Source organism: Formivibrio citricus, from assembly GCF_900115065.1.
Classification (GTDB): domain Bacteria; phylum Pseudomonadota; class Gammaproteobacteria; order Burkholderiales; family Chitinibacteraceae; genus Formivibrio; species Formivibrio citricus.
In genome coordinates this window covers 72,782-87,371 of the sequence record NZ_FOVE01000011.1, presented here as the reverse complement: position 1 = coordinate 87,371, position 14,590 = coordinate 72,782, and the positions used below count along the sequence as shown (strand labels likewise).

Sequence of the window (14,590 nt, the reverse complement as noted above, 5' to 3'; positions counted from 1 at the left end):
GTGGAAATGATAAACAAAAAAGGCAGCTGGAAGCTGCCTTTTCTGCGCTCATGCCAGCAATTACTTCTTGCTGTACATGGAGTACTTGTTGTTGAACTTCTCGATACGGCCAGCGGTGTCCATTACCTTCTGCTTGCCGGTATAGAACGGGTGGCAGGCTGCGCACACTTCAATGTGCAGATCCTTGCCCAAGGTGGAGCCGGTCTTGAACGTGTTGCCGCAGGAGCAGGTCACGTTGATCTCTTTGTAATTCGGATGAATATCGGTCTTCATTGGGGTTTCCTATCACGAGGCGGCCACTGGGTTGTGCAGCGACCCTTTACACGAAAAGGCGGCATTATCCGCCTCTTTTCCAGCTAAATCAACAATCAACGACGCATCGAATCAAAAAATTCGTTGTTGGTCTTGGTTGCCTTGATCTTGTCGAGCAGGAATTCCATCGCCTCAAGATCGTCCATCGGGTAGAGCAGCTTGCGCAACACCCAGATTTTCTGCAGCTGATCCTGGGGGATCAGCAACTCTTCGCGGCGCGTTCCGGAACGGTTGATGTTGATCGCCGGGAAGGTACGCTTCTCGGCCATGCGGCGATCAAGATGGATTTCGTTGTTGCCGGTTCCCTTGAATTCTTCATAGATCACATCATCCATGCGGCTGCCGGTATCGACGAGCGCCGTGGCGATGATGGTCAGCGAACCGCCTTCCTCGATATTGCGCGCGGCACCGAAGAAACGCTTGGGGCGCTGCAGCGCATTGGCATCGACGCCGCCGGTCAGCACCTTGCCGGAAGCCGGCACCACGGTGTTGTAGGCGCGAGCCAGGCGGGTGATCGAATCGAGCAGGATCACGACATCCTTCTTGTGCTCGACCAGTCGCTTGGCCTTCTCGATCACCATGTCCGCAACCTGCACGTGGCGGGTTGCCGGTTCGTCGAAGGTCGAGGACACCACTTCACCCTTGACCGAACGCTGCATTTCGGTCACTTCTTCGGGGCGCTCATCGATCAGCAGTACGATCAGGATGACTTCGGGATGATTGGCGGTGATGGCATGCGCAATATGCTGCAGCATGACCGTTTTCCCGGTCTTGGGCGGAGCCACCAGCAAGGCGCGCTGCCCCTTGCCGATCGGAGCCATCAGGTCAATGATGCGGCCCGTGACATTTTCCGCGCCCTTGATGTCGCGTTCGAGATTGAGGCGCTTGGTCGGGAACAGCGGGGTCAGGTTCTCGAACAGGATCTTGTGCTTGGAGTTTTCCGGCGGCTCGCTGTTGACCTTGTCCACCTTCACCAGCGCGAAGTAGCGCTCGCCATCCTTGGGTGTGCGAATCTCACCCTCGATCGTGTCGCCGGTATGCAGGTTGAAACGGCGAATCTGGCTGGGACTGACATAAATGTCGTCCGTACCGGCCAGATAAGAGGTATCAGGACTACGCAGAAAACCGAAGCCGTCCGGCAGCACTTCCAGCGTGCCATCGCCAAAAATGCTTTCGCCCTTCTTGGCCTGGTTCTTGAGCAGGGCAAAAATCAGGTCCTGCTTGCGTAATCGGTTAGCACCTTCAAGCTCGTTGGCAATCGCCATCTCGACAAGTTCGGTGATATGCAGGTTTTTCAGATTTGATAAATGCATGGAAGTGGACCGTAGGAAAACGGTTGGGAAGAAATGAAATAAAAAGATTTGTTCTTGGATTAGGCCACGGAGGAAACCGCGGCTCAGAGATGCTGCTAGACTAGTGACTATCCGTCAGGATGTCAAACAATAAAATGGCGCCCCGGCATTCCTTGCCGCAGCGCCATTGTTTTCGATCAAAGATTGCTGTCGATGAATGCGGTCAGTTGTGACTTGGAAAGCGCGCCGACCTTGGTTGCCTTCACTTCACCACCAACAAACAGCATCAGGGTCGGGATGCCGCGGATGCCGTACTTGGGCGGAGTAGCCTGGTTTTCATCAATGTTGAGCTTGGCCACCTTCAGTTTGCCAGCGTACTCGCCCGCGACTTCATCAAGAATCGGCGCAATCATCTTGCACGGGCCGCACCACTCGGCCCAGTAATCGACCAGAACCGGCCCCTGTGCCTGCAGAACTTCAGCTTCGAAAGTTGCATCGCTCAAATAAACGATCTGGTCGCTCATGGGTATCTCCATAGTGGTTTGGTGTGGTTCGCCCGAATCGTAGCGGATTCGGCGTAAAATTGGCAAAGCATCTAGTTTATTTATGCGGACGGAGGGGTACTTTTCAAGCGCCCTCACCCACTTTTTTACAAAGCAGCCGAAACGGCATCTTCCAGTCGCTCAACAGCAGTCACCGTCATGCCGTCTATGGCTTGGCGCGGGCGATTGGCTTTCGGCACGATGGCATGCGTGAATCCCAGCTTGGCGGCCTCCCTGAGTCGCTCCTGCCCTCGCTGCACCGGCCGAACCTCGCCAGCCAGCCCCACTTCGCCGAACACCACCAGCTTTTCCGGCAGCGGACGGTCCTTCAAGGACGAAACAATCGCCAGTAGCACGGCCAGATCGGCCGCCGGCTCGGCAATTCGCACCCCGCCCACGGCGTTGACGAACACGTCCTGATCGAAGGCTGCAATACCGGCATGGCGATGCAACACGGCCAGCAGCAATGCCAGCCGGTTCTGCTCTACACCGACCGCCAGTCGGCGCGGCTGCGGCGCGTGCGCGTCATCGACCAGCGCCTGAACCTCGACCAGCAGCGGGCGAGTTCCTTCCTGCGTCACGAGCACACAGGAACCGGATACCGGATCGCGATGCTGCGAGAGGAACAGCGCCGAAGGGTTGGACACCTCGCGCAAGCCCTTGTCGGTCATGGCGAATACGCCCAGCTCGTTGACCGCGCCGAAGCGGTTCTTGATCGCCCGGATCAGGCGGAAGCTGGAATGGGTATCGCCCTCGAAATACAGCACGGCATCGACGATATGCTCCAGCACGCGCGGCCCCGCCAGCGCCCCTTCCTTGGTCACATGCCCGACCAGCAAAATCGTGGTGCCGTGGCGCTTGGCAAAGCGCGTCAGCTGCGCCGCACATTCGCGCACCTGCGCCACCGATCCCGGCGCCGAGCTCAGGGCATCGGAAAACAGCGTCTGGATCGAATCGATCACCGCGACTTGCGGTTTTTCCCGCTCCAGCGTGGCCAGAATCTTTTCCAGGCCGATTTCAGCCAGCAGCGCCACGGGAGCTGCAGCCAGATCGAGACGCCGCGCGCGCAAGGCGATCTGCTGCGGAGACTCCTCGCCGGACACATAAAGCACTTTGCTCGTGCCTGCGAGTTGCGTCAGCGCCTGCAGCAGCAAGGTCGATTTGCCGATACCGGGGTCGCCGCCGATCAGCACCACGCCACCGGGCACCAGACCGCCGCCCAGCACGCGATCAAGCTCGCCGATGCCGGTCGGGGTGCGCGGCAGTTCGGCCGCATCGACCTCGTGCAACTGGCGCACCGCGCCATCGGCAGCCAATGACTGGAAACGGCTGGTCGATTTTGCTTCCTGAACGGTTTCGACCAGCGTGTTCCACTCGCCACAGCCAGGGCACTGCCCCTGCCATTTGGGAGACGTTGCGCCACATGACTGGCAGGCATAAAGAGTTTTTGATTTGGTCGCCATAAAACACCGCGAGCCCCGCAGGGCTCGCATGATATTGGGGGAAATGGATCAAATATACTTGAAGAGACTCAAGTCCTGCACCTTGGAAAAACTGCTGCGCGTTGCGTCCAGCAACATCTGGTTCATGGCGAAGTCGCTGATCGCCGCGTTGTAGTCCAGGTCTTCCAGCGTGGAAAGCGTTTTCTGATACTGCAGCTTCAGGTCTTCCGTCGTATTTTGCACGGATTCGGTTTCCTTCATCCGCGCGCCAATGGATGCCTGCGTGGTCAACACGGAATTCAACGCATTGTTGAGACTTTGCATCACGCCATTGAGCTGGTTCTGGAATGCGGCCTGCCCCTTGCCTGCCCCGTCGGTGGTGTAACTCGTCAAGGCCGCCGTAAAATTTCCCAGCGTCGTAAAGAGATCGACGTTGGTACTGGCCTTGATCGAGAACGAGTCTGCCGCGCCAGCCGTGTTCGCCACGGGAGGATTACCCGTCGTCGCAGCAGGGGCCTTGGTCAGAGGGTCGATTTCGACCGGCGTGCCGCTGACGCTTGTCTTGATGCCGTAATCCCAAGCTGGAACGGCCACTTCACCGGCCAGCTGCTTGAATTCGATATCACCGCCATCCACATAGGCTCGCGGACCGCTGGTATGACCCGCTGTAGCCGTGCCATCGATCAGCGAATTGCCGGTCGTATTGTCAATCAGGTCGTAAGTGATGACCGGTTTGGTCGAATCGGCCGTATTCGCCTGCCAATAGAACTGGACGCGGACATCCTTGTTTGTCACCGCATTCCATTTGCTGGGGTCCACAACCTCACCGGGACTGATGATGCCTGAGCCCTTGTTGGTCGCCGTCGGAACCGCACCGTTATTGCCGGCCACCGCCGTGATAAAAGTGCCGTTGCCGTTCTTGATCCGCTGGAACACATCCACGCCATTTTCCGACACCGGGATCTGGCGACCTGAAGAGATCTGGATCAGGCGCTGGCCTTCGTCGCCGTTGTAAGTCACGTTGCCGTATGAGGTCTCCGTGAAAGGCTTGCTATTCTGAAAGCCGGAGAACAGGTAAACACCGTTGCCATCCGTGCCATTGGCCAGCCCCAGCAACTCCTGATAGCGCCCCTGCAGTTCGCTGTCGAGCATCTTTTTTTCCGAGACGGTCAGCGAAGGATTGCCGGCATTGACCGCCAGCGTCTGGACATCCTGGATCACACTGATGACCTGTGACAAGGTCGATTCGGTGGTCCGCAATGCAGAGTCTGCGCTGTCGCTGTTGGTCGAATACTGCGTGTTGATCGATGCTGACTGGTTGATGGTCAACACGCGGGCCGAAGCGATGGGATCATCGGAAGGGGTCAGTATCCGTTTCCCGGTCGACAATTGTTCCTGCAGGCGAGCCTGATCAACGCTGTGCTTTTGCAGACCACTGCGGCTGACGTTAAACAGGGTGGAAGTGGCGATTCTCATGATTGCTCTCCTTCAATTCCGCGATCAGGAACCCAGCGTCATAAGCTGATCAAATGCTTTCTGGGCAATCTGGATCACCTTGCTGGCGGCCATGTAGGCTTGCTGGTAACGCAACAGGCTGGCGGCCTCTTCGTCGAGGTTGACCCCGGAAATCGAGTCGCGCTTGTCCTGCGCCTGCGACAGCACGGTTTCCTGTGCTTCGGACATGATCTTGGCTTCGTTGGTCTGGGTGCCAATCGTTGCCACCATCGACCCGTAGGTATCCTGATAGGTCGCGCTGCTGCCCAGCATCTTCTTGCTGGTCTGCAATCCGGCCATTTGCAGGGCATTGCCGTTGTCTTCGGAACCGCCCGTATTCGGCACGATGACGAACTGGTCGCCGGTGGCCGGCACGCCATTCAACGTCAGGTTCCAGCCGTTGAGCTCGATCGGTGTGCCGCTGGTATAGGTATTTCCGGCGGATATCACAACGGGCGCTGCTCCGCTCATGTCGTAAAGGGTGTATTGCGTCGCGCTGGTGAAACGGATGCCGACCTTGTCCTGCAGGTTCGGGTCAGTCGCGGCCGACGTCGTCACCGTAGAGGGGGAGTCCACCGTCAGCGACGTGACCTTGGCTGTTCCGGTATTCGTCGAGGCGCTCAGACTGCCATCGACAAGGCTGAAATTCTTGGTTTGTGCGCGTACCTGCTGGGCTGCAGCCACTTCGCGCGGATCGGTCATCCGCATTGCCAGCGAATTCACAAAACCGGAATACGGCCGAATGGAGAAACGGTCGTTGTTCGCCGGTGCGCCCGCCATCTGCAAGAACAAGCCGGTATTGGGCACCACGTAGCCCGCCGTCATGTTGGCCGCCGTGATCGTGGTCTTCGTGCCGTCGGTCAGCTTGGTCAATGTGTAGTTGGTACTGGTTGCATCGTAAGACAGTTCGAAATCGCTGTTGGTCAGTTGTGACGTATCCTGAATATAGCCAGTCAACGCACCGGTTCCGGTGTTAGTGGAGAATGCCTGGATTGAGCCGATCGCTGGCGGAGTCGCAGTACCGACTGTCGTCGTGTTGTAGGAAAACAGCGTCTTGCCGGCATTGCCGTAAAGATCCATACCGACCTGCTGCTGCTTGTTGAGATTCTCGGCCAGCCCCACAGCCACTTGCGCGAGGCTGTTCTGCGCCACATCCAGCGATTTCGAGCGGTAATCCAGCAAAGCACCAAGCTGCCCACCTCCCAACAGGTTTTCAGGCAGATAGACGATGCTGCCGTTTTGCTGCGTATACCCTACCGTGATGCGGCGCGGATCGGAAAGCGCCTGCGTTGCCACCAGCGAGAAATTGGTGCCTCCGGTCACAAGGCTTTGCCCGGAACCGATGAAGACATTGATGCTGCCGTCCGGTTGAGAAACCGTGCTCGCCTTTACCAGCTTGTTGAGTTCCAGCACCATCTGGTCGCGCTTGTCCAGAAGATCGTTCGGCGGCTGGCCGGCGCTTTGGGCAACCACAATCTGGTTGTTGAGGTCGGCAATTTGCTTGCCGTAGGAGTTGATACTGGAAACGGCATCCGTAATCTCGCCATTGAGCGAATCGCGCATTTCGGTCAGTCGCTGATCGAAGGTCTGGAAGCGGTTGACCAGTGTTTGCGTCATCGACAGCAGCGTTTGCCTCGATGCCGTATCGGAGGGGTTGGTGGCGACATTCTGCACGGCAGAAAAGAAATCCTGCAGGGCGGGCGAAATGCCCGTACTGCTGTCCGCGACGATGTTGTCGATTTCCTGAACGTGATCGAGGTAGGCTTCGTAGTAGCTCGACTTTGTCTGGGCACTGTTCAGTTGCTGGACGGCAAACCGGTCGTAAGCCCGGACGATCGTATCCACTCGCACGCCCAAACCGACATAACCACTGCCGCTGCCTTGCGGATATGGGGCGCTCTGCGTGATCGTCTGCCGGGAGTAGCCTTCCGTGTTGGCATTGGCGATATTGTGCCCGGCAGTGGTCAGCCCCAGATTCGCGGCATTCAGGCCGGTAACGGCGATACCATATACTGACGATCCCATGGTTGCACTCCTTCTCTATTCTCTATCGGCTTCAGGCGGTCTGGCTTGAGCCGGACTGATAGGCGGCCAGCTTGGCCGAAACCCGGTCGGCCACCTTGGCAATCTTGCCGGCATAGCCCGGATCGGTGGCGTAGCCTCCGACTTGCAATGCCTGCCCAAAGCCTGTTGCATCATTGCCCAGCCCCACGGCATTGCCGTAACGGCGCTTGATCAAATTGGCATAATCGGAAAAAGCTGCGGCATAGGAGTCGTAGGAACGGAATTTTTCGACCCGCTTCTGCGCCTTGCCGTCCACATACTCGGTCGTCGTCACGTCCGTCGTTTTTCCGGTCCAGTTTTTCCCGGCCTTGATGCCAAACAGGTTATGACTGTCCGAGCCGTCCGCATTGCGAATCGCCCGCTTGCCCCACCCCGTTTCCAATGCGGCCTGTGCCAGCAACAGGCGAGGGGAAATCCCCAGATCGTTTGCAGCCTTTTCGGCGGAAGCAGACAATTTTCCGATGAAATCACCGGCAGGAGCTGCCGTCGAAGCGGCAGGTTTTGCCGGTTGGCTCACGCCGACGGCAAATTCCGACATGACCTTTTCTTTGGCAGTCGCAACAGTTTCAGAACTCGTTTGCCTGGAGGTAGCCTGCTTGCCGGTACTCGCCGCACTCCGTTGCGCATTGATCTGCCGCACGATGGCATCCGCCAAGCCGGCCCCGCCCTTCATGGCCGTCAACTGGGCAAACTGCTGATCCTGCATGGAGCGGAACAGACCAAACGCGCCGTGACTTTCCTCGCCGAAGCCCTGATTGGCCTGACGCATCGAACTGAGCATTTGCTGAACCAGCAGGGCTTCAAACTGCCGCGCCACTGCCTTTGCGCCCGCCTCGGAATCATTGCGCACGGCACGGCGCAATGATTCGACGCCTTGGGGGTCGAGCGCCAGTTTCTCCTGGGCGACGGCAAAGTTTGAAGAGATGGCCATGACAGCCTCCACACATGATTTTGCTCATGGTGAAGCAATAGGCATGCCAAACAAAGACGTGCCACGGGCTTCGGTCCGAAGTCCGTGGCGCATGGGAAAATCAGATCACTTCCAGTTCAGCCTTCAGGCTGCCGGCTGCTTTCATGGCTTGCAGGATCGCCAGCAGATCCTGCGGTGTCGCACCCACGGCATTGAGCGCGCGGACCACATCTCGCAGCGAAGCCGCCTTCGGAAGCCGCACCACCGGTCCCTTGTCGGCCTGGATCATGATTTCGGAATTCTGGACCCGTTGTGTTTTGCCGCCAGCGGCAGGCGCGGGCTGCGATACCGCATTTTCCGTCGAGATCGTCACCGTCAGGTTGCCGTGAGCGATCGCGCACGGATCGACCTGCACCGCCTGGTTCATGACCACGGAACCGGTTCGCGCATTCACGATCACCTTGGGAACACTCTCGGCCGGGGTAATGGACAACCCCTCAAGCTTGGCCAGGAAAGCCACGCGCTGATTGGGCTCCTGCGGTGCCCGCACCTGAATCACACGACCATCGAGCGCAGCCGAAATCGGCCCGAAACGGCCATTGATGGCATCCACCACACGATTGGCGGTCGTGAAATCGGTCTGCAGCAATTCCAGTTGCACGAATTCTCCGTTACCCAATTGCGTAGGCACAGCTTTTTCCACCGTGGCTCCGGCCGGAATCCGCCCTGTCGCCAGCTGGTTGACCGTAGTACTGGAACCGCCAGCCGCCGCACCGGCTCCCGCAACGATGATATTGCCCTGCGCCATGGCATAGATCTGGCCATCCGCGCCCTTGAGCGGCGAGAGCAGCAAGGTTCCACCCTTGATCGACTTTGCATTACCGATCGAGGAAACCGTCACATCCAGAGGCTGCCCAGGGCGGGCAAACGGCGGCAGCACTGCCGTAACGGTCACGGCAGCGACGTTCTTCAACTGCATGTTGCCACCGCTGGGAACCTGCACCCCCATGTTGGTGAGCATGTTCACCACGGACTGCACGGTAAACGGCGTCTGCGTAGTCTGGTCACCGCTACCATCCAAACCAACCACGAGGCCATAACCCACCAACTGGTTATTACGCACACCGGAAAAACTGGCGATTTCCTTGAGTCTTTCGGCATGAGCCATGCCGGCCAGCAACAGCAACAGAAAAAACAATCGGCGCATTTTCAACCTCACAGCGGCAACACGGACAGGAAGAAACGCAGCAGCCAAGCGATGGTATTGGCGTCGGCGATCACACCTTCACCCACCTGCTCGATGCGGGCATCAGCAATCCGCGTCGAAGAAATTGTATTCCCGGCCTTGATGTCTTTCGGATTGACCACGCCGGTCAGGCGCAAGTTGTTGATCTCGCCATTCACGTTGACGCGCTTTTCTCCGCCGACCACCAGATTTCCATTAGGCAAGGTCTCGACGACGGTCACAGCCAGCGTCCCCTTGAAGGTGTTGGTATTGCTGGTTTCGCCCTTGCCATCCGACTTGTTGCTGCTGGAACCGGAAGGCGAAGCATTCAGCAACTGTTCCAGAGCCGTAGGAAGATGCAATGAACTGGCACCGGAGTTGGTCATGCTGTAACTGCCAGTACGGCTGCTACTGGTATTTGTCTTATTGGCAGTAGCCAGATTTTCTTCAATAGTTACGATCAAAGTATCGCCCACATAGCGCGCGACCGGCTCCTCAAACAGCAGCTTGGCCGAGCCAGGCTGATATATCGCGCCATTGTTGACCTGCGCAAGGCTGGCAGGATGCGGCTTGGCTGTGGTCGGCTGTGTGATCACGGAAGGCGCAGTACAGGCAACCAGAAGCAACGACAAAAAAATACCGGCAAAGAATTTCACGGCCTTATCCTTTTTACAGCGCCGCCAGCTTCTGCAGCATCTCGTCCGAAGTGCGGATGGCCCGCGAGTTGATTTCGTAGGCACGCTGAGCCTGGATCATGTTGATCAACTCCTCGGTCACATTGACGTTGGACGTTTCGACATAGCCCTGGTTGATGGCCCCCAGACCGTTTGTTCCCGGCTGCCCCACGGTCGGCGCGCCCGAGGCCGAGGTTTCACGCAGCAGGTTACCGCCAACCGACAGCAACCCAGGCGGGTTGATGAATGTCGCCAGCTGGATCGTTCCCAACTGAACCGGAGCAGCGGAATTGTTGTTGACGATAGCCGTGACGGTTCCATCCTTGCCGACCGTAATCTTGGTGGTACCGGTAGGCACCTGCAACGCAGGCTGGATTTGATAACCGCTTGTGGTGACCACGTTGCCCTGACTATCCACCTGGAACGAGCCATCTCGGGTATACGCTGTCGTGCCGTCCGGCTGGGCGATCTGGAAAAAGCCTTCACCCTGAATTGCCAGATCCAGCGGGCCGTCGGTCAACTGCAGGTTGCCTTGGGTAAATATCTTGGCTGTTGCCACCGGACGCACGCCAGTCCCCAGCTGCAAACCGGTCGGCAACTGGGTTTGCTGTGAAGTGGCACCGCCGGGCTGACGCAGGTTCTGGTACAGCAAATCCTCGAAAACCGCGCGTTCGCGCTTGTAACCGTTGGTGCTGACATTCGACAGGTTGTGCGAGATGACGTCCACGTTCATCTGCATGGCGTCCATGCCGGTCTTGGCGATCCAGAGCGAGCGAATCATGGTATCGAATCCTTGGTGCTATCAGCCGTTAAGCGAGATCAGTTGCGCGGCGGAGCGGGCATTCTGATCTGCGTTGGAAATCATCTTGAGTTGCAGGTCGTAATGGCGTTGTGCCGAGATCATGGAAACCAGCTCTTCGACCGCATTGACATTGCTGCCCTCCACCGCGCCGGAAACCAGCCTGACCGTCTCGTCGGCTTGCGCCGTCTGGCCGTTGCGCAAACGGAAAAGGCCATCATTCCCTTTTTCCAATTGGGCAGTTGGCGGATTGACCAGCTTTATCTTGCCAATCTCGACCCGCTGGGTCGGGTTATCCAGCGCGGCTCCGCTTACCGTACCATCCGGGGCAATCGATACCCGGGTATTTTCCGGCACGGTCAACGGGCCACTTTCCCCCACCACAATCTGCCCGGTGCGGGTCTTCAGCAGACCGGTCGAATCCGCCGCCAGTTCGCCATTGCGGGTATATGCTTCGCCGCTGGCCGTCTGCACCGCAATCCAGCCTTCGCCATCCACGGCGACGTCCATGTCGTTGCCGGTATGCTGCAAGGGGCCGGAACGCATATCGGAGCCGGTGCTTTGCTCGACCACGAACGCACGCGTCGGCAAGCCGTTACCGCCCACGACCGGCACCGCCCGGAAAGCTGCCAGCTCGGAACGAAACCCTGTGGTTGTCGCGTTGGCCAGATTGTGCGATACCGTCGCCTGCCTCAGTTGGGCATGCTTGGCGCCGGTCATGGCAGTGTAAACGAGTCGGTCCATGCTTCGTGGAGCAACGAGCAGGGAGTCATACAGCCATCTCCTGCCCGCTACCCGCTACCCCCTGTTGTCTTATCTCAGGCTCACCAGCGTCTGCAGGATCGTATCCTGCGCCTTGATCGTCTGGGCATTGGCTTGGTAATTGCGCTGCGCCGTGATCAGATTCACCAGTTCGGCCGTCATGTCGACGTTTGAATCCTCCACGGCCGCAGCTGTCAGCAGACCGGCATTTCCGGCCCCCGGCGCATTGGGCAACGCCGCTCCCGAGGCATAACTCACCGCCCAACGGTTGTCTCCCAAAGGCTGCAGACCTTGCGAGTTATTGAAGGTATAGAGCGCGATCCGCGCCACGTCGCGCGACTGGCCGTTGGAATAGCGCCCTTGTACCACGCCTTCCTTGCTGACCGACAAACCGGTCAGGGAGCCATCGGTGTAACCATCTTGAGTCAGCGTGCTGACGTTGTAATTGCTACCGTACTGGGTGGCTTTGTCGAAGAACATCTGAAAATCAAGCCCGTTGGAACCGTTGCCCAGCGCCGTCGGGGTGACATAAAACCACCGACTGATTGCCCCGGTGTTATGGGGAGACGTTGTCACCACGTTGGAGGCATAAGACGAATAAGCACCGCTGCTCGTGAATGTGAGGGTCCCACGCAGCATGGCATCCTGCGTGGTTGCCGACGTTCCCAGCGTGCCGTCCGGCAAAACCGGACTTCCATCCAGCGCATAGTATACCGACCAGGTATTCGTCACTGTATCATCCGGCGCCGCTCCGACCTGATAGCCACCTTTCACGAAATACATCGTTTGGGTATGGGCCACCCCCAAAGTGTCATAGACGGTGGCCGACGTGGAATAGTTGTATGTCGTCGGGTCCGCCATTGAAAAAACAGCTGTTTTCACCGAGTCCGAAGAATTCAGGTTCAGGCCAACCGAAAGCCCTGCACCACTAACCCCGGAGCCGCCGGTTTCCTGGGCACCGAAATTCGCAAATTTCACCTGGATCGGCGATACCGGACCGCTCGAAGGCAGAAAGTTGGTTGCCGAGTCAGCCTGCCAGCCAGTCAGATAGCGGCCCGTGTTGGTAATGATATAACCGTCTTTATCGAGCTGGAACTGACCGTTTCGGGTATAGCTGGCTGCCTGCGTGGTTGGGCTGTCATATATCTGGTAAAAGCCGTTGCCACTGATCGCCAGATCAAGCGGATTGCTGGTCGAAGAGATATTGCCCTGACCGAACTGCTGTGAAATACCCAGTGTCTTAGCACCAATACCGGCAAGATTCGAAGCCGACCCGAATGTGGCCGCATAGATATCACCGAATTCTGCACGGGACGACTTGAAACCAACCGTATTGGAGTTGGCTACGTTGTTGCCGATTACATCCAAACTCTTGGACGCCGCATTCAAACCGCTCAAACCTTGCTGGAAACCCATTTTTGCCTCCCCGGCAATCCCGACCGGCAATCATTGCCGGTCATTGCCTCAACGAATCTTCGTCACCTTGGCGAAATCGACCGCACTGCCGTCCGCCAGAACCACTTTCACACCACTTGAACTGAGTTCGACGCTACCTGCTTTCTGCCAGGTCAAGGTATCCAAAGCAACATCCTTGCCATCTACGGTGCCACGCGCCACGATCTTGTACTGACCCGCCGGAGCCATGCTGCCATCTGCCAGTTTGCCGTCCCAGTTCATGGAAACGGTACCGGCTGCAGCCGAAGATTGGGTGCGCTGCTCGACTACGTTGCCGTTCTTGTCCACGATACTGATGCGGATATTTTCCGTCGTAGCACTCAAATTCAGCGCCATGTCCATCGCGGTACTGCCATCGAAAGTCATCGTGCTTCCCGGTGCCATCACATCGTGGCCAATCACAGTGGCAGCCTGCATCCCCTGTGAAGCGCTATACGCCGACATGAGTTGTGTCATGGTCGTATTGAGCTTGTTGATCCCCGTCACGGTATTGATCTGCGCCATTTGCGAAGTCATTTCCGCGCTTTCCATCGGATTCATGGGATCCTGGTTCTGCAACTGCGTCACCAGGAGCTTCATGAAGCGATCAGACTGATCCTCCATGTCCGTCTTGGAGGTCGTCGTCGTTTTGTTCAGCGACGTGTAGTCAAAACTGGTCTGCTGGGTGCTGCCCGTACTGCTTGTCGTCGTTGCCATGATCTATTCTCTCCTTAAGCCTGACCCAGCGAAATCGTGCGCAGCATCAGGGTCTTGGCCGTGTTCATCACTTCAAGGTTGGTCTGGTAGGAACGCGAAGCCGAAATCATGTTGGTCATTTCTTCGACCGTATTCACATTGGGCATGGCCACATAGCCATTGGCATCGGCCAGCGGATGGCGAGGATCGAATACCAGCTTGGCGGGCGACTGGTCTTCGACCACACCGGCAACCTTGACCCCCAATGCATCCTTTTCCTGTCCGATCCGGGCAGCCTGAAACACCACTTGTTTCGCCCGATATGGCTGGCCATTGGAACTCGTTACCGACTCGGCATTGGCCAGGTTGGAAGCTACCGCATTCAGTCTGGCCGACTGTGCGTGCATGGCCGAACTGGAGATGTCAAAAATACGAACGAGCGACATTGCCTTTTACCTCGTCTTAATTGCCTTGTACGGCTGTACGCATGGTTTCGATCCGCTTCTGCATGAAGGTCAGCGCGGCCTGGTAACGCAAAGCGTTGTCGGCAAAAGCAGCCAGTTCGGTATCCATGTTCACCGTATTGCCATCCACGGAAGACTGTGTTTCCTGACGATAAAGTACAGCTGAGGATGGAAATATGGAGTTGCCGGCCTGCCCTTGCAGATGTTTGGTATGACTTTTTGCCAAGGAAGCATCGCCCCCCTGGCGCCCTTCCAGTGCCGCACTGAACGCGGCGCTGAAATTCACATCGCGCGCCTTGTAGTTGGGGGTATCCGCATTGGCAATATTGGAAGCCAGCAATTCCTGCCGGGCAGAGCGCAGCTTGAGCGCGGTTTCCTGCACCTTGAAATAGTCGTCGAGCTTGCCGAGCATGATGGACTTCCTCCTGTTGCCGAAACAGGAAGCAGAAAACATGCCACCCCGCCAATGCGACGTTTTTC

General features: G+C 57.6%; 15 protein-coding genes. All 15 read right to left on the bottom strand.

Annotated features, from left to right (window positions below; translation table 11 throughout):
• Window positions 1–60: 60 nt before the first annotated feature.
• The 15 genes from rpmE to flgB all read right to left on the bottom strand — a co-directional run bounded on the left by rpmE (window position 61) and on the right by flgB (window position 14,522).
• Complete coding sequence (rpmE, locus tag BMZ36_RS08700) at window positions 61–273, bottom strand: 50S ribosomal protein L31 (protein WP_091194631.1); 213 nt, start codon at window positions 271–273, stop codon at window positions 61–63.
• Between the two features lie 95 nt (window positions 274–368).
• Window positions 369–1,625 (bottom strand): transcription termination factor Rho, encoded by a 1,257-nt coding sequence (rho, locus tag BMZ36_RS08695; protein ID WP_091194628.1) that lies wholly within the window; start codon window positions 1,623–1,625, stop codon window positions 369–371.
• A 176-nt stretch (window positions 1,626–1,801) separates the two neighbouring features.
• A complete protein-coding gene (gene trxA, locus BMZ36_RS08690) occupies window positions 1,802–2,128 on the bottom strand; it encodes a thioredoxin TrxA (RefSeq protein ID WP_091194624.1) in 327 nt (108 codons plus the stop codon).
• Between the two features lie 125 nt (window positions 2,129–2,253).
• Entirely contained in the window at window positions 2,254–3,609 is a 1,356-nt protein-coding gene (radA, locus tag BMZ36_RS08685; RefSeq protein ID WP_091194620.1) for a DNA repair protein RadA, read from the bottom strand.
• A gap of 48 nt (window positions 3,610–3,657) precedes the next feature.
• Window positions 3,658–5,064, bottom strand: coding sequence for a flagellar hook-associated protein FlgL (gene flgL / locus BMZ36_RS08680; protein ID WP_091194616.1), 1,407 nt, complete (start codon window positions 5,062–5,064; stop codon window positions 3,658–3,660).
• Window positions 5,065–5,088: 24 nt separating this feature from the next.
• Window positions 5,089–7,107: a flagellar hook-associated protein FlgK gene (gene flgK, locus BMZ36_RS08675; protein ID WP_091194611.1), complete on the bottom strand. Its 2,019-nt coding sequence runs from the start codon at window positions 7,105–7,107 to the stop codon at window positions 5,089–5,091.
• 31 nt (window positions 7,108–7,138) lie between these two features.
• On the bottom strand, window positions 7,139–8,077 hold the full coding sequence (flgJ, locus tag BMZ36_RS08670; RefSeq protein WP_091194606.1) for a flagellar assembly peptidoglycan hydrolase FlgJ: 939 nt from the start codon (window positions 8,075–8,077) through the stop codon (window positions 7,139–7,141).
• A 100-nt stretch (window positions 8,078–8,177) separates the two neighbouring features.
• A complete protein-coding gene (locus BMZ36_RS08665) occupies window positions 8,178–9,263 on the bottom strand; it encodes a flagellar basal body P-ring protein FlgI (RefSeq protein WP_091194698.1) in 1,086 nt (361 codons plus the stop codon).
• Window positions 9,264–9,271: 8 nt separating this feature from the next.
• The gene (locus tag BMZ36_RS08660) at window positions 9,272–9,937 is read right to left on the bottom strand and encodes a flagellar basal body L-ring protein FlgH (protein ID WP_091194602.1); all 666 of its coding nucleotides are present in this window, start codon (window positions 9,935–9,937) and stop codon (window positions 9,272–9,274) included.
• Between the two features lie 13 nt (window positions 9,938–9,950).
• Entirely contained in the window at window positions 9,951–10,736 is a 786-nt protein-coding gene (gene flgG, locus BMZ36_RS08655; RefSeq protein WP_091194598.1) for a flagellar basal-body rod protein FlgG, read from the bottom strand.
• A 21-nt stretch (window positions 10,737–10,757) separates the two neighbouring features.
• A complete protein-coding gene (gene flgF / locus BMZ36_RS08650) occupies window positions 10,758–11,498 on the bottom strand; it encodes a flagellar basal-body rod protein FlgF (RefSeq protein ID WP_091194593.1) in 741 nt (246 codons plus the stop codon).
• Window positions 11,499–11,567: 69 nt separating this feature from the next.
• On the bottom strand, window positions 11,568–12,932 hold the full coding sequence (gene flgE, locus BMZ36_RS08645; RefSeq protein ID WP_091194586.1) for a flagellar hook protein FlgE: 1,365 nt from the start codon (window positions 12,930–12,932) through the stop codon (window positions 11,568–11,570).
• Window positions 12,933–12,980: 48 nt separating this feature from the next.
• On the bottom strand, window positions 12,981–13,667 hold the full coding sequence (locus BMZ36_RS08640; protein WP_091194582.1) for a flagellar hook assembly protein FlgD: 687 nt from the start codon (window positions 13,665–13,667) through the stop codon (window positions 12,981–12,983).
• A gap of 14 nt (window positions 13,668–13,681) precedes the next feature.
• Window positions 13,682–14,092, bottom strand: coding sequence for a flagellar basal body rod protein FlgC (gene flgC / locus BMZ36_RS08635; RefSeq protein WP_091194579.1), 411 nt, complete (start codon window positions 14,090–14,092; stop codon window positions 13,682–13,684).
• A 16-nt stretch (window positions 14,093–14,108) separates the two neighbouring features.
• Window positions 14,109–14,522 (bottom strand): flagellar basal body rod protein FlgB, encoded by a 414-nt coding sequence (flgB, locus tag BMZ36_RS08630; RefSeq protein WP_091194576.1) that lies wholly within the window; start codon window positions 14,520–14,522, stop codon window positions 14,109–14,111.
• Between the last annotated feature and the right edge of the window lie 68 nt (window positions 14,523–14,590).

Bases quoted from the DNA above. Each gene is read 5' to 3' on its own strand.
- rpmE (WP_091194631.1), bottom strand. From the start codon at position 273: ATGAAGACCGATATTCATCCGAATTACAAAGAGATCAACGTGACCTGC.
- rho (WP_091194628.1), bottom strand. From the start codon at position 1,625: ATGCATTTATCAAATCTGAAAAACCTGCATATCACCGAACTTGTCGAG.
- trxA (WP_091194624.1), bottom strand. From the start codon at position 2,128: ATGAGCGACCAGATCGTTTATTTGAGCGATGCAACTTTCGAAGCTGAA.
- radA (WP_091194620.1), bottom strand. From the start codon at position 3,609: ATGGCGACCAAATCAAAAACTCTTTATGCCTGCCAGTCATGTGGCGCA.
- flgL (WP_091194616.1), bottom strand. From the start codon at position 5,064: ATGAGAATCGCCACTTCCACCCTGTTTAACGTCAGCCGCAGTGGTCTG.
- flgK (WP_091194611.1), bottom strand. From the start codon at position 7,107: ATGGGATCGTCAGTATATGGTATCGCCGTTACCGGCCTGAATGCCGCG.
- flgJ (WP_091194606.1), bottom strand. From the start codon at position 8,077: ATGGCCATCTCTTCAAACTTTGCCGTCGCCCAGGAGAAACTGGCGCTC.
- BMZ36_RS08665 (WP_091194698.1), bottom strand. From the start codon at position 9,263: ATGCGCCGATTGTTTTTTCTGTTGCTGTTGCTGGCCGGCATGGCTCAT.
- flgG (WP_091194598.1), bottom strand. From the start codon at position 10,736: ATGATTCGCTCGCTCTGGATCGCCAAGACCGGCATGGACGCCATGCAG.
- flgF (WP_091194593.1), bottom strand. From the start codon at position 11,498: ATGGACCGACTCGTTTACACTGCCATGACCGGCGCCAAGCATGCCCAA.
- flgE (WP_091194586.1), bottom strand. From the start codon at position 12,932: ATGGGTTTCCAGCAAGGTTTGAGCGGTTTGAATGCGGCGTCCAAGAGT.
- BMZ36_RS08640 (WP_091194582.1), bottom strand. From the start codon at position 13,667: ATGGCAACGACGACAAGCAGTACGGGCAGCACCCAGCAGACCAGTTTT.
- flgC (WP_091194579.1), bottom strand. From the start codon at position 14,092: ATGTCGCTCGTTCGTATTTTTGACATCTCCAGTTCGGCCATGCACGCA.
- flgB (WP_091194576.1), bottom strand. From the start codon at position 14,522: ATGCTCGGCAAGCTCGACGACTATTTCAAGGTGCAGGAAACCGCGCTC.